This window comes from Bdellovibrionales bacterium, from assembly GCA_016714165.1.
In the GTDB taxonomy this organism is placed as follows: Bacteria; Bdellovibrionota; Bdellovibrionia; order Bdellovibrionales; family UBA1609; genus JADJVA01.
In genome coordinates this window covers 387,065-410,627 of sequence record JADJNU010000002.1, presented here as the reverse complement: position 1 = coordinate 410,627, position 23,563 = coordinate 387,065, and the positions used below count along the sequence as shown (strand labels likewise).

The 23,563-nt window shown below is 45.7% G+C and carries 13 protein-coding genes, 1 tRNA gene and 2 pseudogenes; 10 read left to right on the top strand and 6 right to left on the bottom strand.

All coding sequences use genetic code 11. From position 1 onward, the window contains the following. Positions 1 to 86 precede the first annotated feature (86 nt). A pseudogene (locus IPJ71_13130) lies at positions 87 to 2,566 on the top strand (RNA-binding transcriptional accessory protein). A 66-nt stretch (positions 2,567 to 2,632) separates the two neighbouring features. On the opposite strand, the gene IPJ71_13125 reads toward IPJ71_13130, so the two are convergent. Continuing rightward, entirely contained in the window at positions 2,633 to 3,424 is a 792-nt protein-coding gene (locus IPJ71_13125; GenBank protein MBK7844610.1) for an HAD-IIB family hydrolase, read from the bottom strand. Between the two features lie 229 nt (positions 3,425 to 3,653). Here IPJ71_13125 and topA point away from each other — a divergent pair, with 229 nt between their 5' ends. From topA to IPJ71_13090, 7 genes and pseudogenes are all read left to right on the top strand, one after another. Next, on the top strand, positions 3,654 to 6,428 hold the full coding sequence (topA, locus tag IPJ71_13120) for a type I DNA topoisomerase (GenBank protein ID MBK7844609.1): 2,775 nt from the start codon (positions 3,654 to 3,656) through the stop codon (positions 6,426 to 6,428). A 307-nt stretch (positions 6,429 to 6,735) separates the two neighbouring features. Then, the gene (locus tag IPJ71_13115) at positions 6,736 to 9,006 is read left to right on the top strand and encodes a carboxy terminal-processing peptidase (protein MBK7844608.1); all 2,271 of its coding nucleotides are present in this window, start codon (positions 6,736 to 6,738) and stop codon (positions 9,004 to 9,006) included. Positions 9,007 to 9,148: 142 nt separating this feature from the next. Beyond that, a pseudogene (locus IPJ71_13110) lies at positions 9,149 to 10,238 on the top strand (thiamine pyrophosphate-dependent dehydrogenase E1 component subunit alpha). Beyond that, positions 10,238 to 11,293, top strand: coding sequence for an alpha-ketoacid dehydrogenase subunit beta (locus IPJ71_13105; protein MBK7844607.1), 1,056 nt, complete (start codon positions 10,238 to 10,240; stop codon positions 11,291 to 11,293). Before IPJ71_13110 ends, IPJ71_13105 begins: the two are co-directional and overlap by 1 nt. Positions 11,294 to 11,378: 85 nt before the next feature. Next, positions 11,379 to 12,206: a class I SAM-dependent methyltransferase gene (locus IPJ71_13100; GenBank protein ID MBK7844606.1), complete on the top strand. Its 828-nt coding sequence runs from the start codon at positions 11,379 to 11,381 to the stop codon at positions 12,204 to 12,206. 93 nt (positions 12,207 to 12,299) lie between these two features. After that, entirely contained in the window at positions 12,300 to 14,450 is a 2,151-nt protein-coding gene (locus tag IPJ71_13095; GenBank protein MBK7844605.1) for a S9 family peptidase, read from the top strand. Between the two features lie 344 nt (positions 14,451 to 14,794). After that, positions 14,795 to 15,598: a hypothetical protein gene (locus tag IPJ71_13090; GenBank protein ID MBK7844604.1), complete on the top strand. Its 804-nt coding sequence runs from the start codon at positions 14,795 to 14,797 to the stop codon at positions 15,596 to 15,598. Positions 15,599 to 15,703: 105 nt separating this feature from the next. On the opposite strand, the gene IPJ71_13085 is transcribed toward IPJ71_13090, so the two are convergent. Continuing rightward, the gene (locus tag IPJ71_13085) at positions 15,704 to 16,951 is read right to left on the bottom strand and encodes a hypothetical protein (GenBank protein ID MBK7844603.1); all 1,248 of its coding nucleotides are present in this window, start codon (positions 16,949 to 16,951) and stop codon (positions 15,704 to 15,706) included. 485 nt (positions 16,952 to 17,436) lie between these two features. Between IPJ71_13085 and IPJ71_13080 the strand changes: the two genes are divergently transcribed. Continuing rightward, positions 17,437 to 18,561, top strand: a complete 1,125-nt coding sequence (locus IPJ71_13080; protein ID MBK7844602.1) for a hypothetical protein — start codon at positions 17,437 to 17,439, stop codon at positions 18,559 to 18,561. Between the two features lie 531 nt (positions 18,562 to 19,092). Here IPJ71_13080 and IPJ71_13075 read toward each other — a convergent pair. Continuing rightward, positions 19,093 to 19,467 (bottom strand): hypothetical protein, encoded by a 375-nt coding sequence (locus IPJ71_13075; GenBank protein MBK7844601.1) that lies wholly within the window; start codon positions 19,465 to 19,467, stop codon positions 19,093 to 19,095. A 299-nt stretch (positions 19,468 to 19,766) separates the two neighbouring features. Between IPJ71_13075 and IPJ71_13070 the strand changes: the two genes are divergently transcribed. Further along, positions 19,767 to 20,801 carry an IS110 family transposase gene (locus IPJ71_13070; GenBank protein MBK7844600.1) on the top strand — a complete coding sequence of 345 codons (1,035 nt, stop codon included), beginning with the start codon at positions 19,767 to 19,769 and terminating at the stop codon, positions 20,799 to 20,801. 787 nt (positions 20,802 to 21,588) lie between these two features. Here IPJ71_13070 and IPJ71_13065 read toward each other — a convergent pair. The 3 genes from IPJ71_13065 to pyrE form a co-directional block, all read right to left on the bottom strand. Beyond that, the gene (locus tag IPJ71_13065; GenBank protein ID MBK7844599.1) at positions 21,589 to 22,341 is read right to left on the bottom strand and encodes a hypothetical protein; all 753 of its coding nucleotides are present in this window, start codon (positions 22,339 to 22,341) and stop codon (positions 21,589 to 21,591) included. Positions 22,342 to 22,880: 539 nt separating this feature from the next. Further along, a tRNA-Arg gene (locus tag IPJ71_13060) sits at positions 22,881 to 22,957 on the bottom strand. Between the two features lie 64 nt (positions 22,958 to 23,021). After that, positions 23,022 to 23,558, bottom strand: coding sequence for an orotate phosphoribosyltransferase (gene pyrE, locus IPJ71_13055; protein MBK7844598.1), 537 nt, complete (start codon positions 23,556 to 23,558; stop codon positions 23,022 to 23,024). Positions 23,559 to 23,563 lie beyond the last annotated feature (5 nt).

Below are 23,563 nucleotides of genomic sequence, written 5' to 3'. Positions count from 1 at the left end.
TTATGATTGCTGATGGAGTTCATCTTTTTGTTCATAGTCCTTATCAAATAATAACTATAATAATTGAGTGAATTATGGCTGTTCTTTTGGATCAGAGCTACAAAGTTTATTTTCATAAATCGTTTCCTAAAATCGGTGAGAGGTCCATTCAGGCCGTTCTTGAATTGAGTGCCGAGGGGGCTACCGTTCCTTTCATGGCTCGGTACCGCAAAGAAAAGACCGGAAACCTTGACGAGGTGGAAATACGGGGCATTTTGGATTCATTTGCGACCTGGACTGAGGTGGTAAAACGAAAAAGTTTCGTCCTATCTGAGATAGAGAAACAAGGAAATCTGACACAGGCACTGAAAGAGAGAATAGAAAACTCTTGGGATTTGGGAGACATCGAGGAACTTTACCGACCTTATAAAAGAAAAAAGAAAACCAAGGCAACTCTGGCTCGTGAGGCGGGATTGGAGCCTCTGGCAGATTGGCTGTGGGCCGTTGGGCACGGTGAGAGTGCGGGCAACGTAGCACTCGAAGTAAAGGCCAAAGAATTCATTAATCCCATGGCCGGTTACGCCACTTACGATGAAGTATTGAGGGGAGCCCAGCATATTGTTGTCGAGCGCCTGAACAACAGCACTGAACTTCGAGAGTTAGTCCGTGCTGAGTTTATGACCCATGGCGTTGTTACCTCCGTAAAATCAACGAAGTTTAAACCGCACTCCAAATTTGACATGTATGCCGATTTTAAGGAGTCAGTAAAGAATCTTCAGCAGGCGAAGGCTTCCCACCGCTATTTGGCGATTCGGCGTGGCTGGCAGGAAGAAGAGCTCAAGGTTTCCATCGAGGCCGACGAGCCGAAGATGTTATCCTATTTCGAGAGGGCTTCATGTTCTTCGAAGGCTCATGTTGCTGAGGCTTTTTTGATGGAAGCGGCGAAAGTTGCTTTGCAAGTTCATGTGATTCCATCAATCGTAAATGAGGTTCATCGGCTACTCAAAGAGAAGGCGGATTCGGATGCAATTCTTGTTTTTGCAGAAAATCTTCGTAAGGTCTTGATGTCGAGCCCTACGGTGCCCGGGTCGTTCTCGGGGTGGATCCAGGTATTCGAACTGGATGTAAACTGGTCTTTCTGGATAAATCAGGTTCTTATATGTCATCAACGGTGCTTCAGGTTCATGGAGATGGGGCTGAGGAAACGGCGAAAAAGCTTTTTGGAGAAGTGATTAAACAGGTCAAAATTGAAGCCATAGCAGTTGGAAATGGAACGGGTGGGCGAGAAGCCGAGTCGTTTATTCGAAAGGTATTGAAGGATCTTGGTTCGGACGTACCGGTCATCATGGTGAACGAATCTGGTGCCAGCGTGTATTCAGCTTCTGATGTGGCACGCGAAGAATTTCCTGAATTGGATATCACAGTTCGTGGAGCGATTTCAATTGCACGAAGGCTGCAAGATCCTCTGGCGGAACTTGTAAAGATTGATCCCAAGAGCATCGGAGTCGGTCAGTACCAGCATGATGTGGGTCAAGTGCAACTGAAGAAATCTTTGCATGACGTTGTTGAAAGCTGCGTGAATCAGGTCGGAATTGACCTGAATACGGCCTCCGAGTCCTTACTTCAGTACGTATCGGGCATCGGTCCTGCCCTTGCCAAAAATATTGTTGAACACCGGAAAAAAAATGGCCTTTTTCAAGATCGCCAAGATCTTTTGAATGTGACTAAATTTTCCACAAAGGGCTTTGAACAAGCAGCCGGGTTCTTGAGGATTCGTGGGGGCAAGTCGTTCTTAGACGAAACAGGGATCCATCCCGAAAGGTATCAAGCAGTTCGGGACATGGCCCATGAATTGGGTCTTACGCCGCGTCAGCTGGCAGGCGAGAGTGCTGCGAACTTAGAAAAACTGAAGCCAAAGTGGGCGCAGTTGATCGGTGAATTTACTTTTGATGATATTACTCAAGAACTTAAAAAGCCGGGGCGGGACCCTCGGGATATTTTTAAGATATTTCAATTCAGAGAGGATATTCATGAGGTATCTGATTTGAAGGATGGCATGGTGTGCCCTGGTATCGTCACGAATGTCACTAACTTTGGAGCATTTGTGGACATTGGAGTGCATCAGGATGGTTTGGTGCACATATCTCAGTTGGCACATAGTTTTGTTGACGATCCGCGAAAGGTGGTTGCGCCAGGAGATCAGGTCACAGTAAAGGTCTTGGGCGTTGACAAGGATAAAAATCAAATTTCTCTCACGATGTTGCTGGAAGACAGGCCGGAGCGAAGACCCGAGCCCCGTCCAACCGAGACTCGCCGTTCAGATCGTTCGAAGGAAGGTAGATCCGCTGGAGCTTCGGCCACTCGTGGCAGTCATAATAAAAATAACAATAACAATAGCAATAACAGTAACAACAACAGAGACAGAGACAGATCGAAAGCTGCTGGTGGCCAACAGAAGCCTGCTCCTCACAAGGGTGGCGATAACAGGCAACGCAATCGTGAACAACAGGGGCGCCATCCTGCGGCAAAGCCGTTTAATAATCCATTCGCTGCATTGCAATTAGGAAACACAAAACGAGAGAGGTAAGGCACTTTCGTTTGTTGCTCTCGTGGTGTTTGATTTATTTGGTTTTGGGTTTGGATTTGGATTTGGTTAGCTTTGTTTGGTCGCAATCAGCCTGTTTGCAAGCTCGGCAAAGCCTTCCCCGCCTTCTGCAGTCGTGACATAGTGGGGCAGATATTTAAGATCATTTAAAAAATTACGGATATTTGCCACGGCAAATGAATGCTTAAAAAATGAAAACATGGGCTCATCATTGGGAGAGTCACCGACAAAAGCTGTTTCGTTAAGGCGGTCGGACAAATTCCAACCGAATTCATTGCGGCAGAACTCTCGACAAGTGGAAAGTTTATCGTAATCTCCGAACCACCCATTGACATGAATTGAACTCACTTTGGCTATCGCACCATGTTTCTCGAAAATCGAGACGATTTTTTTGATGGCCTGATTGCTGAGGGGAGGGATATCCTCACAAAAATCGATGGCAAGATCACAGATACGAGAAAATTGATCGGAGGCCACGGCGGACTCTGGAACTTCCCTGAGAATCTCGTCCCTTATTATTTCGAGCGTCTTTTGATGAGCAGACCTTGTTTTTGCGTCGAGGCAAAAGAAGCGTTTCATTTTCTTAGTTTCAGCCGAGTACCGAAAGTAAAAGCCTCCGTTTTCGCCGATGACACCAGCTACGGGCCAGAATCGGGCAATCATTTCGCACCAACCCGCTGGCCTTCCCGTGACTGGTACGACAAAGATGCCATGATCATGCAAATCCCAAATCGCTTTGTAAGCTTCAGGTCTTAACTTCCCGTTTGTGGTAATTGTGTCGTCGATGTCAGAAAATAGAACCCTTATTTTGTGGTTCACCAGGTGGCCGAGGCTTTTCATGGCTGCTCCAAGGTCGAGTTTGCGCTGAGTCATGAAAGGATATATTACCTTTTCTCAATAAGGACTTGAATCTATTTCGCGACATCTCCTATCTTATTGCCAGAGATCAAAGAATATAAGGAGCCCTGCGCCGATCTTGGTTATCCGTCGTGTCTGTATTGTTTATATATAGATATCTTGAGAGTTTGTGCGGCAAGGGGTTCTGGTCAAATCGGAGATAACAATACTCATGGCAAAATCACCTGATACCGGGATCAAGTTGGTCATCGTTGAGTCGCCCACAAAGGCGCGAACGATTAGGAAATTTTTAGGAAAGGGATTTGTGGTCGAGTCCTGTATGGGACATGTCAGAGATTTGCCCCAATCCGCAAAGGATATTCCTGAAAAGGTAAAAAAGGAGCAATGGGCCAGCCTTGGGGTGAATGTGGACGAAGGTTTTGAACCTGTTTACTGCATTCCGAAAACAAAGCTGAAGATTGTCAAAGAATTAAAAGACAGATTAAAGGATGCTGACGAACTCATTCTTGCAACGGACGAAGACCGGGAGGGAGAGAGCATCAGTTGGCACTTGGTTGAGGTATTGAAACCTCGCGTTCCAATAAAACGCATGGTCTTTCATGAAATCACAAAAGGTGCCATCGAAAAGGCCCTGAGTAGTTTTCGTGATATCGACGATAATTTGGTGAGAGCCCAGGAAGCACGTCGTATTTTGGATCGTTTGGTGGGTTACACCATTTCTCCTTTGCTCTGGAAGAAGGTCGCCTATGGCCTTTCTGCTGGAAGAGTTCAATCAGTGGCCGTGAGGCTGATTGCGGAACGAGAACACCAGCGGATTCGCTTTGTGAAATCTCAATATTGGGGAATATCATCGAAGTGCGAAAAGGATAAAATTGAGTTTGAGACTCGTTTGGTTGGCCTGGGAGATAAAAAGATAGCTGTTGGAAAGGATTTTGACAGTCGGACTGGAAAGCTTTCAATTGAAAGAGCTTCTTCGGTGGTCGCCCTTGATCGAACAGCTGCTGACAAGCTAGTGAATGACCTCAAAGGAAAGCCGTTTAAGGTCTCAGAGGTTGAAGAAAAACCCGTTTCGCGCAAACCATATCCGCCTTTTATCACTTCAACCCTTCAGCAGGAAGCGAATCGCAAGTTGGGATACAGTTCACGCGAAACCATGGAGTTCGCTCAGAAGCTTTACGAAAAAGGCTTTATCACTTACATGCGTACAGATTCTACCAACCTCTCTCAGCAGGCGATTGAGGCAGCACGGAGCTGTATCCTTGATTTGTATGGAAAGGACTATCTTCCCGATACGCCACGTGACTATTCAGGAAAAAAGGCGAAGGGAGCTCAAGAGGCCCATGAAGCTATTCGTCCGGCCGGGACCCAGTTTATCAAACCAGAGGATGCAGAACTCGACGGGTCTCAGTTTAAACTCTATGATCTTATTTGGAAACGGACGGTGGCCAGCCAAATGGTCAATGCCCGTCAGAAACAAGTGAGCGTTAAATTCGCGGTAGAAGATGCGGTATTTTCGGCTTCAGGTATGACGATTGAATTTCCTGGATATCTAAAGGCCTATGTCGAAGGGAGCGATGATCCTGAAGCTGCATTGGACAATAGAGAAATGCGCTTACCTCCCCTGAAAGTGGGAGAAACGATTCTCGGCCGTGATTTAAAATCGACCGAACATGAGACAAAACCTCCCGCAAGATACACGGAGGCAACTTTGGTCCAAACCATGGAAAAAGAAGGCATCGGGCGCCCCTCAACTTATGCGGCCATCATCGGGACGATTCAGGATCGGGGTTACGTCAAGAAAGTGAGCAATGCCCTCGTTCCAACTTTTACCGCGCTAGTGGTATCAAAGCTTTTGAGCAACCATCTTCCAGACTACGTCGATGTGAGTTTCACGTCTGAGATGGAAAAATCCTTGGATGAAGTGGCTCAAGGGGACTTGGATCATAGAAAATATTTGAAGAGCGTCTACTTTGGAGATCGTGGCCTTAGAAACCAAGTCGCCCAAAGGGAAAAATCGATAACTGATGATTCGCGTGCGATTGTTTTAGAGGGCCTTGAAAAGTTGAGTTTCAGAATTGGGCGCTACGGGGCCTATGTTTGTCGAGTGGAGCCAAAAACGGGAGAGGAAGTTTGCGCTTCCTTGCCCGATAATCAATTTCCAGGAGACATCACTTCTGAAATTGCCAACAAACTGATCGACCAAAAAATAAATAGGGCGGATGCCTTAGGACAGGATCCTGTGACGGGAAAATCTGTTTATGTGTTGTCGGGTCGATACGGACCCTATGTGCAGCTGGGTGACAGTCAGGGAGAGAATGAGAAACCAAAGCGAATGGCTTTGCCTGTCACTCTTCCACCCGAAAAAGTGACTCTTGATCAGGCTCTTCAATTGCTAGAATTGCCGAAGGTACTTGGGCTTCATCCAGAGACAAAAAAGGAAATCAAAAAGGGGCTTGGACGATTTGGTCCGTACATTGTGCACGATGGAGATTTTCGGTCTGTGCCAAAAACGCAGGATTTTTTTCAAGTGGACTTGGGCTTTGCGCTTGAGCTTCTTGCGCAGGAAAAAAAGCTTCGAGGCAAAGCGCAGCCTTTGAAGGAGTTAGGGAAACACCCTGAGACAGGAGAGGAGATTAACTTGTTTGCGGGCAAGTATGGGCCCTATGTGAAGTGTGGCAAAATAAATGCCTCGCTGATTGAGAAGATGAACCCTGAATCACTCACTTTGGAAATGGCTTTGGGATTGATCAACCAAAAACTTGGTGGAGATAAAAAGGCGGTAAAAAAGGCCGAGAAAACGAGAGGGAAAAGCGTCGCCACAGTGGCAAAATCTGAGAGCAGGCCAAAACCAAAACCAAAACCAAAAGCAAAGCCAAAATCAAGATCAAAAATCAAGGAGCTTGAGAGCGAAAAGATTCCTTCGGTGCCCGCAAAAAAGAGTTATGTGCGCCGGGCATCCACTGAGAAGGTGGATCGAAGAGATTGATTTGAATGGAACGGTAACGTGATGCAATGCGAAGCCCACATTGACAACATGATGCGACGTGATCTGCCATCTTGGCTCCATTCTTATCTCGCCGCATAATAATTGTCGCGCTGCTTCTGTTTTCTGCCCCGGAGGACAGGCTAATTGAGCAAACGATTCCCAAACGATCGTGAGATGGCGGGCGCTCAGAAGATATCATCTGGTCAATTGTCGAGGTAGCTGATAAAGGACAAATGATACGATAGATTAGCGTTCTTGTTGCCGATGAAGTGATAAGAGATATTCAATTTATCAAACGAGGAATTCTATGAATCAGAAGATACAGAGGTCAGGCCAATTTTTGAGATCTGTCTGGGCCGTTTTGTTCATCGTCTGTGCGACTGCGAGCAGTTCACGCTTGGTGCAGGCGCAGCTGATGAGCCCTCAGGTTTTGGAGTTAAGGTGTGAGCACTTGTATGAGATTCAGCAGCGTTACCTTAGTCGTCATATAAATTTTACGAGCATTCGTGCTCCAAATCTTGAAAGGCGAACGACGGATCAATTTATTAAGCGCCTCGATGGAAGTAAAATGTACCTCTTTGAAAAAGATGAGGCTGACGTCAACAATCTCACCTTTCATTTATTTGAGAAATTGCGAGTCAACGATTGTTCGGCCATCACCAAAATAAATGCGCTTTTTGTTAAAAGGATGGCAGAGAGAGTGGCCTTCGTTAAAAAGGCTCTGGGTCCTAAGTTTAAGTTTAACCCTAATATAAAGTTTGTTTTAGACCCAGAGAAACGCAAGCGTCCAAAAAATTTGGCAGAATTAAATGCATTTCATGAAAACTATCTTCAGTACCAAGTGGCTAGCTATATGGCCTCAGATATGTCTCTGGATGAGTCCAAGCAACGGGTGATAAGAAACTACGAGAGAGTTTTGCATCGAATTGAAGAAACACCGGAACGAGAGGTTTGGTCTAATTATCTTGATTCCTTTGCGAGGGCCTTGGACCCACACACCTCATATCTTTCGAAGGATGCTCTCGAAGATTTTGAGATTCAGATGGCTTTGTCGTTGGAGGGGATAGGTGCGACTTTAAGTTCTCAGGATGGTTTTACTGTCATTGAGCAGCTCATTGCAGGAGGAGCCGCTTACGAATCAGGAAAGCTCAAACCCAAGGATAAGATTATTGAGGTGACCCAGGGCGAAGAGGGCGAAGCTCAAAACGTCATTGAAATGGATTTAAGAGATGTTGTGCGTTTGATACGAGGAAAGAAGGGCACCAAGGTTAAGCTCACAATTCTTCGCAAAGAGGCTGATGGCAGCAAACGCTTTCAAGTCGTTCTTTCTCGAGACAAGATCAAGCTGGAAGACGAAGCCGCGCAGATTTCTTATTTTGATCGTGAGCTCAATGGGAACAAGAAGAAAATTGCCCTGTTAACTCTTCCCTCGTTTTATTCGGATAGCCGAAAAAAGGGACGCTCGGCGGCTGACGATATGAAAAAACTCCTTGCAGAAGCTCGTGAGAAAAAGGCCGATGCAATGGTTCTGGATCTCAGTGGCAATGGTGGAGGTTCGCTTGATGATGCCGTACGAATCGCCGGTCTTTTCTTCAGAGTTGGAAATGTCGTCAAGCAATCGAGTCGAGACCTCGAAAGTCAGGAACCACTCGTTCTTCCCGATAGGGATCCGGATGTGGATTGGGCAGGACCTCTGGTCGTATTGATTAGCCGGGTTTCAGCAAGCGCTTCAGAAATTGTATCTGGAGCTTTGAAAGACTACAAGAGAGCCGTCATTGTTGGTGGTGACCACACTTTTGGAAAGGGCACTGTGCAGTCAGTTGAAAAACTGCCTCAGGGGCTTGGAGCAATGAAAACCACGGTGGGTATGTTCTTCACTGCTGGTGGCAAATCAACTCAGCATGTTGGAGTGGATTCGGATGTTGTGATGCCGAGTGCTTACTCAACAGATGAAATTGGAGAGAAGAATCTTGACTATTCTTTGCCTCCAAAACAAGTTGCTCCGTTTCTCTCGCGCAAAGCCTATGTTGCTGAAGGGGAGGGAGCGTGGAAACCCGTCAGTCCTGAGTTGATGGGGGTTTTGCGAAGGAAGTCGGCTTTGAGAATAAAGTCGAGCGAGGAATTTAAGAAACTCGAGACAGAGATTGCTAAGGCGAAGAAGCGCGGACACATTATTGATGTGGCCGAGCAGTATAAACTCAAGACTCAGGCAAAAAAGGGCGAGGGTCCCGGAAAGTTAGACAAGTCCGGAAAGGGCAGTAAAACGGATAAGTCTGATAATTCAGGCAAGGTGGCCGGAGACAAAAAGGGTCAGCCAGCGAATTCAGCTCCCAACTCTTCAGAGAAATCTATCCCTGCTCTTGCGTCTGGAGAAGCTGTGGATCCGGATTCTTCTGGAATTGACGATGAGGATACCAATTTGACGAGAGAGCAGCGCAAGGAGAAGTATCTTAAGCGTCCTGATGTTCAAGAAGCCGTAGATATTGCTGCTGATCTGTTAGCAGAATACAATTCAAGTCCTACGGTCACAATAGGCGCCAAACCTGGAAACTCAAAAATAGAAGATAAAACAAACTGACTATTGGTTTTGACAAGAAAGAATAGGATCGGTAACTCTGTGGGACATAGATCGTGTCCCACGAAAATATTTAGAGGTAGTCATGTCAAGTGTGCAAACAGCACGCGGCAAGGAAAAAAAGAAGAGCTTTCAAGGCCCCAAGATGGCCTCTTCAAAGGCAAAGGCAAAGGTAAAGGTAAAGGTGAAGAAAAAGAAGACTTCCGTACCTGAAGGTGGAGCAAAAAAGTCGAGGGGAAATTCAAAATTGGATTTGCCCAAGGATCTATTATTGAATATCCATCGTTTGATGGTGAAGTCGCGAGTTCTGGAGGATCGTCTTATCAAGATATATAAGGCGGGAGATGCCTATTTTTGGATTGGCGGACCAGGAGAGGAAGCCTTTGGTGTTCCGCTTGGGCTTTTGATTCACAAGGGCAAGGGTCCTGCCTACGATTTCTTGCATCTCCATTATCGGTGCTCACCAACTTTGGTTGCGATGGGGATGCCTATGATCGATTCCATCAGATTGATCATGAACAAGTCCACTGATCCTTGCACAGGCGGAAGAAATTTTGCTAACCATTATTGTTTTCCAGAAATGAATGTCACTCCGGTGTCTTCGCCAATAGAGGTTCAGTACCCCATTGCGTTGGGGACAGCGTGGTCCCAACGACGCTTCGGTGGTCAAGGCGTCACCATCGTTACGGGGGGAGATGCTGGTACCGCCGAAGGTGATTTCGCGAGTTGTTTGGTCTGGGCTTCGCGAAAGGGCTCTGAATTGCCAATGCTTATCACGGTTCAAAATAATCGTTGGGGAATTTCAACAGCTTTCGAAGGGCAACATGGCGAAAATCATGTCGCTGATCGTGGCAAGGCCTTTAACATGAAAACCCTGGTGATCAATGGAAACGATCCCATCGAGTCCTATATAAAGCTACGCGAATCCCTTGATTATATCCGGCTTAAGAGAAGGCCTGTCCTACTTGAGGCCAAGGTTTCGCGTCTTTATGGTCACTCCTCTGCTGATGGAGCTACTCGGCGACAGGAGGAAGATTGCATAGAAATTTTCGAAGAGAAATTGAAGCGAGCAGGAATTTTAACAGATCGACAGGCTCAGTCTCTTTGGAAGGAATATGAAGCAGAAGCCAAAGAAGCACAGGAAATTGGTGCGCCTCGAAGCTCCTCCATCGAGAGAGAGTATTTGGGAGCACGTGTATTTCGAAAATGAAAACGCGGACTGGAGAAAATTCTGATGGCGAATATGGCACAGGCGATCCGCATGGCTTTGCATTACTGTGAAACGAACTTAGATCTGAAAGATGTGTTTGGCCAGGACGTTGGCCCCCCTCTGGGCGGTGTTTTTACGGCAACTCAAGGTTTGGAGACTTCTTGGAATTCGCCCCTGGACGAGAGAGGCATTATTGGAATGGCAATAGGCCTCGGTTTAGCTGGAGATCGATGCGTTGCTGAAATTCAGTTCGGTGATTACATCTTTAACACAATTGATTTGTTAAAGATTGCGGGCAATACCCATTGGGTTTCAAACGGGGCCTATCATCTTCCGATCGTCGTGATGACCCCGGTCGGAGCGGGTATTCGAGGATCGATTTACCATAGCCACAGTTTTGATGCTTGGGCCACTCGTCTTCCTGGATGGAAAGTGGTTTTTCCGAGCACACCATTGGACGCCTATGGCTTGATGATCTCGGCCGTTCAGGACCCCAATCCCGTGTTATTTTTAAAGCCAAAAGCTCTCATGCGTGTCAGAGGGGAGGAGTTGCTTCCCGGTGAGCCCGAGGATGAAAAGCAATTGAAGAAAATGATTGATGCTCCCGTTGGAGATCGTAGTCAATGGCGACCTCAATGGCCAGAATTGGTTGAGTACGCGGTGCCAATTGGAAAGGCAAAGATCACTCGCCATGGTCGGGCCCTTTCGGTTATTACGTATGGAAGAAACCTCCTCATGTGCAATCAGGTTGCCGATGAACTCAAGGGGGATGGAATCAATATTGAAGTGATTGATCTGCGAAGTCTTGTTCCCTACGATTGGGAGACAATACGAGAGTCGGTGAGGCGTTCGGGCCGTGTTTTGTTTGTCAACGAGGACACCGAGGTGACAAATTTTGGAGAACACCTAGCCTGTCGAATGACGAGGGAGCTTTTTTATGAGCTCTTGGCTGCTCCTCGGGTATTGGCAGCAAAGAATCTTCCTGGTATTGGGTTGCATCCAAATTTGGAGGAGGCGACAGTGCCACAGGTGAGCGATATCAAACAAGCTGTTCTTGAGCTTCTTGAGGAAGCTCCTTGAATATCAAACTTAAAAAATTGAGATTTTTTTATTGAAGAGAGTCCTCTTCTTGTGACAATAACCTTAAAATTTTGGGTCGTGGTGAATGAGTAAAAATGGAAAAGGTGCGATTAAATCTGGTAAATCCGATAATTTTGATAAATATGCCTATTATCTCAAATCAGTTCAATCTCCCGACACCGATGTTTTATTTTTGCGAGACGTTTATAAAGAGTTAAAAGGAAAAAAACCGATCGTTCTCCGGGAAGATTTCTGTGGAACTTTCTCTATCTTATGTGAATGGGTGAAACTCCATCCTTCTCATCTTGGAGTTGGAATTGATTTGGATCAGGAGCCTACCAACTATGGAAAGACTCACCATTTGGCAAGACTCAAGCCTGCACAACAGAGAAACGTACAGATCTACAACGAGAATGTATTATCAAAAAAACTTGCCAAGGCCGACATCATAGTGGCCATGAATTTCTCCTATTTTATTTTTAAGACTCGCTCTTCTATGAGGGAGTATTTTTCTAATGCGCTTTCTTGTCTGAACGAGGGAGGACTTTTCATAGTCGATTGTTTTGGTGGGCCGGCCTGTCAGGAACCCAACGTAGAGCAGGTGGTGCACAAGGGGTTTTCTTATTTTTGGGATCAAGAGAGTTTCGATGCTATCACTCATCATGCCATTTTTCACATTCATTTCAAGATCAAGGGTGAAGGGAAAAAACGAAAAAATGTGTTTTCTTACGATTGGAGAATGTGGTCTATCCCTGAGTTGAGAGACATTATGGAAGAAGTTGGATTTCGCAAAACACATGTCTATTGGGAAGGAACGACCAAAAGCGGTGACGGGAATGGTGATTTCACGAGGGCTGAGGTCACCAACGAGAATTGCGACGCATGGGTTGCCTATATTGTAGGCGAAAAGTAAAAAGCCCGTCGGGCATTGCATAGGTTTGGGACTCGTGGTACTTCGAATTCCAACCAAGCAGTAAAAGAAAATCTGGTAATAACGGGGGGGCTCGTGGTTCATTTTCTTCTAACGAAAATAGAAGTCTTTATTTTATCGATTTCCAGAGAGCTATTTGATGTTGGTTTGATTTTTGGAATTGTAACTATGCTCCCCTTCTCAGCAGCAGCCACTCAGGTTCCTCCTGATCCATTTTATGGTCTTGAGGACATAGAGGGCGAAGGATCGATGGCTTGGGTTCGTGGGCAAAATCAAAAGACGACCGATGTTTTAGAAGCAGATCCTGCGTATCGCTCAATTTTGGCGGACATGAGAGGTATTTTGTTTGCCTCGGATCGGGTGCCATTTTCCTCCTTTCACAAAGGATATTTCTGGAATTTTTGGCAGGACGAAGCGCACAAGCATGGCGTGATTCGTCGAACAAGCCTGGAAGAATATAAGAAGGAAAGCCCTAGCTGGGATGTTATTCTGGATCTAGATAAATTGTCACAGGCGGAGGGAGAAAACTGGGTCTACAAGGGATACGAACGACTAACCAAGAATTCTCAAAGATTACTGATCACTCTTTCGCGCGGAGGGAAGGATGCCTCCGTCGTTCGAGAGTTCGACCTTGAGTCGCGGCAGTTTGTTGCGGATGGATTTTTTGTACCTGAAGCAAAATCTTCTTTGGTGGGACTGGATGAAAATACGGTTCTTATTGCGGGCGAATTTGGAAAGGACTCACTCACCAAGTCTGGATATCCTCGAACGGTTAGGCTTTGGCATCGTGGCCAATCTCTTGATCAGGCCGTGATCAAATTTGAGGTAAAGGAATCAGATATCCAGGCCGATTCCTCTTTGATTCGGGATGGAAATAGAGAGCATGTGCTGTTTCATCGGATCACTGATTTCTATAAGACGGAATTGTTTATTCAAGGGGGAGATGGATCTCTTCGGCAAATTCCAAAGCCCTTAACTTCTAGTTTTCTTGGGATTAAGGAAAATTATATTTTTATCCTCTTGAAAGAAAAATTGATTCTGGAAAAACGAACCATTCCAGTCAATTCGATTGTTCGTTTTAATTTAGAAGCCACGAGCCTTGAAGGTGCAGAGACAGTCTTTACGGCGGGTCCTCGGCAGTCTATAGAAGACGTTCAGGTTCGAAAAAATCGAGTTTTCGTGAATGTTCTTGATAATATCAGAGGAAAGATTCTCGATATCAAGCTGGATCAGGAGGGTAAATGGGAGTCTCGCGTGCTGCCCTTTCCGAGTACGGGAATCATTTCATTTGATCTTAAGAGCGATGAGGAGCCTGCTGATATCTCAACGATGACCTACACTGATCACTTAACTCCGACGAGCCAATATTTGGTCAAAGACGAAGATGACAGTTTTAAGCTCGAGTTGATTAAAAAAGCTCCCGATCGATTTGATGCCAGCAAGTATGAGGTGGTTCAATATTTTGCTCGGAGTTCAGATAGAACTGAAATTCCTTACTTTGTTTTGAAACCAAAAGACATGGCCTTTGATGGTTCACATCCGACAATTCAATATGGATACGGCGGCTTTGAGACTTCACTGGCGCCTTATTATTCGGCGTCGATAGGAAAGATATGGCTAGAGCGTGGAGGAGTCTATGTTATTGCCAATATTAGGGGAGGAGGCGAGTTTGGGCCCGAGTGGCATCAGGCCGCTCTGAGGGAGAATCGTCAGGTCGCTTTTGACGATTTTATCGCCGTGTCGCGGGACCTGATTGATCGCAAAATCACTTCACCTGAGAAATTGGGAATTGAAGGTGGAAGTAATGGTGGACTATTGGTCGGAGCCACGATGGTGCAAAGACCAGAACTCTATAGGGCAGCGCTTGCTCAGGTTCCTTTGCTTGATATGGTGAAGTACTCGAAACTACTTGCAGGAGCTAGCTGGATGGCCGAATACGGCGATCCAGATGATCCCAAGCAATGTGCTTATCTGTTGAAGTATTCTCCCTACCACAACCTCAATCCCAAAACTCAATATCCTCAGGCGCTATTTACAACGTCAACAAAGGATGATCGAGTTCATCCCGGACATGCACGTAAAATGGCAGCCCGCATGTTGGAGCAGGGACACCCTGTCTTTTATTATGAGAACATCAACGGAGGGCATGCGGGCCGGGCAAACCTGGAAGAGACAGCCCATGTGATGGCCCTGGAGTACACTTACTTGTGGAACAGGTTGAGGTAGAGCGAGTCTTGGTATTTCTGCCTCTGCTCGCTTAAGGACCAATGAAATGACATCGGCACAATGATGCCTTTCTCTATTGATCTCAGCGAATTGCCTGAAGCCCAATGGGTACTTAAAATATAAAAAGAGTGAGCGACAGACAGCGAACAATGAGATCTTTGAAGAATTCCAGGGAGATAAAGGGAATTCCGAGTGATGTTTCAATATGAAACACTGCCCATTCACTTGACGGAAAGGTCACAATTTAGGGCCTGCTACCCAGTTTTGATGCCTCAAATCTCAAATTTTCAATAAGGAGGTGGTCTCACTATTGAAATATCCCCTGCGTAAGGATTGGAGAGGATATGGCATTTGGGATTAATCTGATTTCATTTTTTTATGTGCTCACTTCATTTGCTCTAACGGCAGCCAATGCGGATGAGTGTAAACATCGAATTATTTTTTTACCCCAGAGCCATCCCCCCCCCGAGTTCGCCGGTGTGAAAATGTCTGATTCTCAAAAAAATAAAATCGTCGAGTCTCAACTAAAAGTCGCTTCATATATCGGAAGATTCCCCCAAGTTCCAGTTTTTAGTGAGCAGGTGAAAGACAAAGACGTATCGTTGGATATGCTCCCTGCGGATGTGCGAGCAGGACTGAAAAGCTACTACAACCGAATTTTCCCCAGAGGTTTGCCAGAAAGCCCTGATGCTTTGACCGATATTCAGAAGCAAAAATTGGTGGATAATGGTGGCGAATTCGTTCAGTTAATACGAGGAAGAGCGAGCGTTCTTCACCGAGTATATGAAAACCGAGAAGCCTCAGATGAAATCAATGATCCGATCAAGCGTTGGTTAAGGACACATGATTCTAGCACCGACTCTTATCCGCCAAAAATAGGATCACTGGTTTATGGCGCGAGGGAAAAAGCCGCGCTCACGCAAGTTCAGAATTACTTTTCACAAAACGCAGCGCAAAGAGATGTGATTCTCATTTATGGCTCTAATCATAGCTTTAGGTTTTACCCCGAACAATTTCCCTCAGAATGCGTAATCATTCCTTCAGAGTTTCAACAGGATTGGGCTGGACGTTTTCGTTCTGGTCCAGAAGGATTTCCAAGTGCGACGGCCAAGACCGAATATGCAAAGACCTCAGACGCTACTCGATAGCAGGAGAATTTATGACTCGTTTCCGTATGGTTTTGTAACTACAAGTCCTGTCATGCAGTAAAAGGCACTTCTACCAGATCTAATCTCAGCTTTTTTTCAAATAATCTATTCTGTTCCCAGTGATTCTCGAACCGCACTTTGGTATCGCGTTACCGCTTCATAAAAACCAATTCGGGAACTCGATCTGGATCTCGATCTCAAAAAATTCCCACATAAACCTAAACCATCAAAAATTGCATCAGAATAGTCTATATCAGGGTTACGGAGAATCATATCCAGTTCTCTAAAAAGCGAACGTCCCGTATCCTCTTGGATGTTCCATGAGGCATTTGCGAGTTGAGTTATGGTCGATTCCTCGTTCATAAGGATAAGATTTTTATTGTGCTGATTTTTTCTAGCAATCAGATTTAAGACGGCTGGCAGATTGATTCGAATGAAATCTGCATAATAATGCCAAGATCTTGGATGACCTACTGTGTGAAGAGCTTCTGAGCTAGAAACTATTCTATTTAATAGATTTCTGTTTGTACCACCGAAGGCATCTGGCTTGAAGGAGACGATCAAGCTGGCATTTCCAATGAGAGCTCGATTTTCGGTCAAGGCTGCCACCGCTTCAAGAATTTCATCAGGATATCTGTTCAGTTGGTCAAAATAAAGAATAGGAGCATTTCCCTGACGAACATGTCCCTGAATTTCTGCCGCTAACGCTCTGATATCAACAAAATGCCATCCCGCATGAATATGCTCAAGTTGACGCCCACTCGCTTTGGCGTATTCAGTCACGAGACTACTCACCCCACTAGCTCCGACATCTCCAAATAGAATCTGAACTGTTCCGCGTTTGGTCGTTGAATCCCTCTGGACTTCTCTCAAAGCCTCTGCGGATAAACTCTCAGAGCCATCGGAAAGAAGCAAACCCATCTGGTAGGGCAATTGGTAATTTCCCTTAAGGTGGTAGAAAGCTGCAGAGATGCTCTCTTGAATAAACAGTCGCGCTATGGAATTTTCGGGGTAACGATCTGGTGATATCGGATAATTGTCTTTCTTAGGCTTGAGTGATTTCTCCGCTACTGAGATGAAAGTGCGCAAGAGGGTCTGAGGAAGTGCGACCGACGCTTGAATGTGATTTAATAGATACTGAAGTGGTTGGGTCCACACCAAGTCGCCAGACGCAAAATAGTCCCGATTTAAGTAATTTTCGTTCAAATCAACGTGATCGTCAGGTGGAGCCACTTGCTTCTTAGGTGCTGAATCTTTAAATTGAGTGAAAAATATACTTGAATAATCGATCGGATTTGCTATCGCCGATGAGGTTGCAATCAATCCTAAAATGATGACTAACCAGTTTTTCATATGTGTTTCCTTCATGCTTTGAGTCCCATTCCGATATCTCTTGTACTTGATCGTCCTAGATGGAGTGAGAAGATTGGATTAAAGGGAAATCCCAAAGCAAGAATTGTGCACAACACTTAGCCGGCTGAAAACCGCTTAATGTCCTCCCTATTCTTTGAACCATGTAAATTGACTCTTTGCCTAGATAGAAATTTTAGAGAGTTGCAGACAGCTGAAAAGTGAAGCCTGGCGTCATAGCCTCGGATTTAGCCGCGTAAGTCCTCAGCTTGTAATCATAGGGGTATCTCTCATCCCAGATAAGGGATCATAACTCAAACCAATCAACACACATCACATCTAGCGTCTCAATCACACATTTAAAATTTCAGTTAGGGTGACAAGCCAATTCATTTTTACGTCAGGCTTTTTTGGATTGCTCTTTCGCTCCGGAGTATTTTATCCTCCTGTTCATTATTTTAATTTAGTGTTTTCGGGGGGACGAAATCATGTGGGAACTCAGTTTCTTATTGGTCGCGGCAGTCATCGGGGGACCACCGGCCTTTGCAACCAAGTCACGTCTCGAAGCTTTGAACCAAGATTCGATGGGTTCGTTCTTTGTCAAAGACGAACGCAATATCTTTTTGAATCCCGCATATATTCATAAGATCGATCGACGGATCAATCTCGAGTGGGGTGATGATGGCGGAGCCAGTAAAACCGATACTGTCGCTGCACCGAAAGCAGAAGGCGGATGGTTTGAAAATGAGGGTTCTTTTCCGTACACAATCTATCTCGGTAACGAGGATAATGAATCCATTTCCTTTCGAAATTTAGCTGGTACTTCTGCATCAGGAACATTCCTGATGCCAGATAACACTCTTGATTTTACCTGGGGAATGGGCTCGGGGTCGGCCAATCGTTGGGGCCTTGGAGCGACTCTCTCAAATAACAAAGATGAAACCACTGTCGCCGGTGTCGAAAGATCAGAGACCTTTGTTGGATTCCGTGCGGGTGTTCTTGTGGGTGAGGAGTGGGAGTTTTATAGTCATCTGGCTTTGGTTGACGAAGCAGAGGGTGCGGCGGTTGATAACGATGGATACAAAGGCAAGTTGGGATTGAAGGTGGGTGCCATCTATAATCTCGACAAATATCGTATCTGGGGGCAAATCCACAAAAAGGATTCTGAGTATGAAGTCGTTGGTGGTACGAGTCAGGATCTCAATGCATTTGAGTTAACCGTGGGCGCTGGACATACGGAGGAATTGAGCAGCCGTCATGCGTTCTTGATCTGGTTTGCACAACTGGAGCGTGAATCCTTGGAACAAGGAGCCTCGGTGAGCCATGAGCTTGAAACGACTCAACTGTTGGCTGGTTTTGGAGTTGAAGGCCAAGTGAAGAGATGGCTGTCGCTGCGCGGTTCGATCAAGCAGGGGGTGCTTCTCAACGATCAAACGAATAAGACGACGGGAACTCCGTCCACCTCCAACTCGATTGCGGATTCCGCAACGGTTGCGGGCGGTATGTCAGTGTTGCTCAATGGTTTTTATCTCGATGGGAGCTTCACTACAACCGCCGGAACATTGAATGCCGGCAACATCATGTCTCGCGTGGCCATGAGTTACGTCTACTAGGCGCGTTCTCTGGAGATAAGCTTGGGAGAACCGCCCACCCAGCTTGAGGAGTTTCGAAACATTGATTGCCCACCAATTATAATTCGGCCAAATGCGCTCCGGGCATTTCAACATAGTGGGAGTCAACTCGGCGCCGATACTTTGAAAATCAACAGGCTGCGCGATTCCCTCGGCGCTCGATCCAGCGACAAAAACAGACAAGACCAATACGGCTATATTTCGATTCATACCACTTGCCTTGCAGTAAAAAACCATTGGTCCGAATTAAAATCGCAGACGTTCGGATTGATATTTTTCAAGGTCTTTCAGGGGCCATCGAGTCAAAACAGCGATTTGGGAAATTGGCGCACCCACACTTGGAGGACTTTCGAACCGCCCTCCTTGGATGCGCCGTTTAATATTATTATATTAAACCTTATCGGCAGGCAAGAGGATGACCTGTATGGTAAGCCTTGCACGCCTCTAAGTCTTTAATATTAGCCGGTTCATTTTTAATAAGGTTAGGGAGAAACACCGACCCACCAGAGAAGGTCACATATTTATAGTGATAGTATTGCTCCGAAGAACCATCGTTCGTGTATTCAAAATGCACAAAATCCGGTCATCGCTGTCCTTTTTGTTAAAGTCCGAGAGATTTACTTTGAGTTTTCTCACAGAGGAACCAGTATTGACGCGAGATAAATGATAACTGCCAGTCAAATAGTCTTTTAGGCGCTCTTTCATGATGTCGGAAGCCGACGAGCTTCTTTCTAAATACGGAGTGGCAGCTAAATCATAAATATAACTATGGGGATTTGAAAGAAACTTACGAATTTCAGGTTGCGATGAAATAACGACCTCATTCCGTACTTCCCCGAAAGCTACCTGCGATAAAAATAAAAATCCCAGAAGCAAAAGATTTTTCATAAACGTCTACCCGCTCGGCTGCGCCGCGCGGACCCTCTGCAACCTAAGCTAACAAAATTAACCAAGTCAGTGTATTCAGGCGTCGATCCTAGGAAGACTAAAAAGGCCGAAGTTCGTCTGGCTTATCTCTTCTCGTCCGACATCCTGATTTAAATAGGTCGATCATAAACGTGGCTGGTTGGGCGCTCAAAGGACCATTTGTATGAGGGGTTTTTAGAGATCCCTCGTAGAGCAAATTTTGTAGATGTGCAGCCCTTCTCATGTCTTCCCGGGGTTTTAACCTAACGGGGGAGCAACCCATGCATGCGATCAGAACCAATGTAGCCGGAGTCGACGTCCACAAACAGATTCTCGCAATCACCATTTTAAAGGGTGACGCGGACAAAGAGCCTGTGGTGGAGCAGTTTGAATGCGGCACGTTCACTGAGGATTTAATGGCAATGGCCGTTATTCTCAAAGAGTGCGAAGTTCTTGAGGTCGCCATGGAGAGCACCGGGATTTTTTGGAAGCCCGTTTACAACGTGTGGTCCAAGATGGGGATAAAATGTACGGTTGGCAACGCCCGCTCGATGAGGAATGTGCCGGGAAGAAAGACTGACATGAACGACTCCCACTGGATTGCGCAGTTGCACCGGTTCGGGCTAATCCGAGCGTCCTTTATACCGGAGGATAAGTTTCAGCAACTCAGACTCTTGAGCCGCCATCGCACGAACCTGACTGACGACATTACGCGCGTCAAAAACAGAGTTCAAAAAATCCTTGAGGATGGAAACATTAAGTTGGGCTCAGTGGTCTCTAACGTTTTTGGTGTGGCAGGTGTGAAGGTGCTCAGACTCCTAGCCGAGGGCACGACCCGGGCGGACGTCTTGGCGGCTTCAGTGACCACCAACATCAAGCGGAAAGGAGAAATCAAGAAGTCCCTGACAAACTGCTTTACAAGCCATCACATTTTTCTGATCAAAGAGTTGATGCAACAATATGATGATCTCAACAGCAGAGTTTTAGAAGTAGATCGGCAGCTCGCAGTGGACGTCACGCCCTACGCAAACCTTATCGAGGAACTACGAAAGATCCCCGGCATAGATATGACACTAGCGGTGGGTATTATTGCCGAGGCAACCAACGACGTATCCAACTTCGCAGATGAAAGGAAGTTCGCGGCTTGGGCCGGCGTTGCCGCCGGCAACAATGAGTCTGCCGGTAAAAAAAAAGATCAAAATGTCGAGACGGCTCGCCGCATTTTAGAAAGCTGCTTATCCAGGCTGCTCACGGAGCCAAACTCAACCGTGGTTCCTTTTACCGGGCCAAGTACAACAAGTGGAAGTTCTCACTAGGCTCGGCTACATGCGGGGCGATCCCAAGGAACACAAGATCAAGCTTCTCTTCAAACAACTCAAGAACCTTGGTGTGGATGTGCAACATCACAACCATCAACTCGTCACTTCAGTCAGAAAGGTCAACGTGGACATTACAGGGATATCGCTGAACTGACCGGATTGCACATCTTGAACTCCGAAATGCGGCTTACGCCGCAAATGGATTAGTCCGTCTTTTTTATCCCATCGGCTTAGAGGGCAAACGCAGTATGAATCCAGCTATGGTCCCAATGTCATATGCTTCCGAGTCGAGTCCAAAGCTTCTACCTGAAACTGGGGAACCCATATCAGTATTCAGTCTGTTAGCCATGGAAGAATATATATCCGATTCTGAAATCTGACAACCTCCCTCACCAACAGCGGAGGAGATATATTCAACGTATGTAGCGGTGCTTTCAGTTCGGTCCATCGAGTTGCGAAATTCGTCAGGAAATTCAGTCTTCCATTTGGTATTCCAATAAGCTGCCTTGGCCAAGCTTGTAGTAGGTTTTCCGCGATACAGAAAATATTCCTTTTAGCGGTTGAACATCATTCTACGATAGAGACGCGGGGAACTGGCAATAGGATAGGACGTTCCACGCTGAATGGCTGCGCTAAAGTACCAGCCATCCTGTCCAATGAAATGAAAGCCTTCATGCACAATTGTTCGAAAAGATTGTATATCAGTATTTGTTCCAAACCTTATGAGGTCATCTGCAGATATATATAAATCACGGCAGAAAACTAAAAACTGATGGAATTAGATTTATTTGGTTCCATCAGTTTTTTCAGGAGCATTTGTAGACAATTGGTTGCTTTTTTCCTTACAGCTCGTATCGTTAATTTTATTTATAAGCTTGCAGGCGACTTCAATTTTTTTAGACTGTTGGTCATCCTTCATAGAGGGGTCGGCCAGGTAAATCTTCAGCATTTTGGGTCCATTTCTGGTGTATTCAGCGTATTCAAGGTCTTTCTTATTTTCCACTTTTTTCAAAAGGATCTTTGGATCTTCTGTAGATGAAATGTCAGTCGACTCCTTTATGGTAGTGTATTTATTTGGATTTTTACAGATAGTAATACTTGATTCCAATTCCTGACATTGTTCAGATTTGAGCTCTTCCATTTTGCGCAAAACGCCCTCCGTTGAATAAGAGCCTTCAACAGCTTTAAGATCTTTCTTAAGACTCTCAATACTAGCAAATCTGAGTGGTAAATCATCTCTCAAATCTATTTCAGCTCCGAAGGCATCCCTTTGAAATTTGTCAGCAAGATTGAGATACCTCTGAATTTCGGATTCCCTATTTGTACAAATTCTCTTAGTTTCTTCATCGAATTGGCAGTTGCGCAAGACATAGGAAAGATCTTCAGTGCAAGAGCGTTCACTTGGGACATTTCGTTCGCATTTGTTGAGATCTTCCAAATCACCTAAAAGGTTTTTCGTTGTCAAGCTGTCTGCAAAACTTTGATGGGAAAAAAGCAGTGGTATGAATATCGAGGTTAAATTTATAGGTAATTTCATGTTTCCACCTTCCACTTTTAGAACTGCATTCAAACTGAGGCGATGCGACTTGTTTGATCTGTGCTTTTAAAAATACGTTTGCTTTTACATGGCAAAATAGTCTTCGGTAAAAATGCTGAATTCCTTCACCCGACATTAGGCTTGGCCAAGAGTTTCAAAACCCAAACCCTGTGCCCTCTTCGCGTCAGCCTTCATATAATCTTAATGGGGCCACTCCTGAGCCTTGCTGAACGGACTGGTACTGAGGCCCCCTAGTTTAATGGAGGTCTGTCGCCCCTATATATTAGGTCCTGGCATAGTTGGATTTCGGCTCCCAAAGGGCCTTTGGTAAGCTTTACCCGGTGGAGTTGGGTCCTTTCGGGGCATTGACATCCCCACCGTACCGTCCAAGTGGCAAGCCACTCTGGTTCTCATCAAACTCTCACTCCTAGATCTATTTGGGAAATTTTATGGTACAAGAATCGAACCGTCGAGCCTTTGGCTCTCCTTGGTTCGATCTTGATGTTCTCTGCAAGATGTATGTGTCATCTCAGTCACAATGGCGCACCCTCCAGGACTCGAACCTGGAACCCTGTGATCCGAAGTCACATACTCTATCCAATTGAGCTAAGGGTGCGTGGATTAAAAATCCTCTTGGTTATAGCTTCAATAGCTTCAAGTGCCAAGAATTTGAAGAGGGATTAAGTAATATTTACGGAATTCTTGAGTTCGCCCATCGTAAAGAGCGCAGAGAGGCTGAGCCCTGATTCAGTGAGAGACTCTGGCTGTAGGCCTGTTCCACGGTGAATGACACAGATAACATGGTGAATAATTGCTCCAGAACCTCGCAAATCCCTGGTTGAGAGAACGATCTGTCCACCCGTTGTGACAACGTCTTCAACGACACAAACCTGTTTGTCTTTGATCTCGGAGCCTTCGGCAAAGAGGCAGGTTCCATAATCTTTGGCTTCCTTTCGGACGAAAACGATGGGCAAGCCCGTTTCGAGGGAAAGGGCTGTGGCAATAGGAATACCACCCATCTCTAAACCGGCCAGCACTTCGGTCTCTGGTGGGATCATGGGGACAAGGTGGCTGGCAATTGCTTTGAGAAGGCGCGGTTGAGATTCAAAGCGATACTTATCAAAATATTCTTTTGAAAATTGTCCAGATCGCAATTTAAAGTGACCAGTGAGATAAGCTACTCTGTAAATTTCGGCGGCAAGTTCCGCTTTGGGCATTTGAG

Coding starts and splice junctions, on each gene's coding strand:
- IPJ71_13125 (MBK7844610.1), bottom strand. CDS start 3,424: ATGAAAAGCCTCGGCCACCTGGTGAACCACAAAATAAGGGTTCTATTT.
- topA (MBK7844609.1), top strand. CDS start 3,654: ATGGCAAAATCACCTGATACCGGGATCAAGTTGGTCATCGTTGAGTCG.
- IPJ71_13115 (MBK7844608.1), top strand. CDS start 6,736: ATGAATCAGAAGATACAGAGGTCAGGCCAATTTTTGAGATCTGTCTGG.
- IPJ71_13105 (MBK7844607.1), top strand. CDS start 10,238: ATGGCGAATATGGCACAGGCGATCCGCATGGCTTTGCATTACTGTGAA.
- IPJ71_13100 (MBK7844606.1), top strand. CDS start 11,379: ATGAGTAAAAATGGAAAAGGTGCGATTAAATCTGGTAAATCCGATAAT.
- IPJ71_13090 (MBK7844604.1), top strand. CDS start 14,795: ATGGCATTTGGGATTAATCTGATTTCATTTTTTTATGTGCTCACTTCA.
- IPJ71_13085 (MBK7844603.1), bottom strand. CDS start 16,951: ATGAAAAACTGGTTAGTCATCATTTTAGGATTGATTGCAACCTCATCG.
- IPJ71_13080 (MBK7844602.1), top strand. CDS start 17,437: ATGTGGGAACTCAGTTTCTTATTGGTCGCGGCAGTCATCGGGGGACCA.
- IPJ71_13075 (MBK7844601.1), bottom strand. CDS start 19,467: ATGAAAAATCTTTTGCTTCTGGGATTTTTATTTTTATCGCAGGTAGCT.
- IPJ71_13070 (MBK7844600.1), top strand. CDS start 19,767: ATGCATGCGATCAGAACCAATGTAGCCGGAGTCGACGTCCACAAACAG.
- IPJ71_13065 (MBK7844599.1), bottom strand. CDS start 22,341: ATGAAATTACCTATAAATTTAACCTCGATATTCATACCACTGCTTTTT.
- pyrE (MBK7844598.1), bottom strand. CDS start 23,558: ATGCCCAAAGCGGAACTTGCCGCCGAAATTTACAGAGTAGCTTATCTC.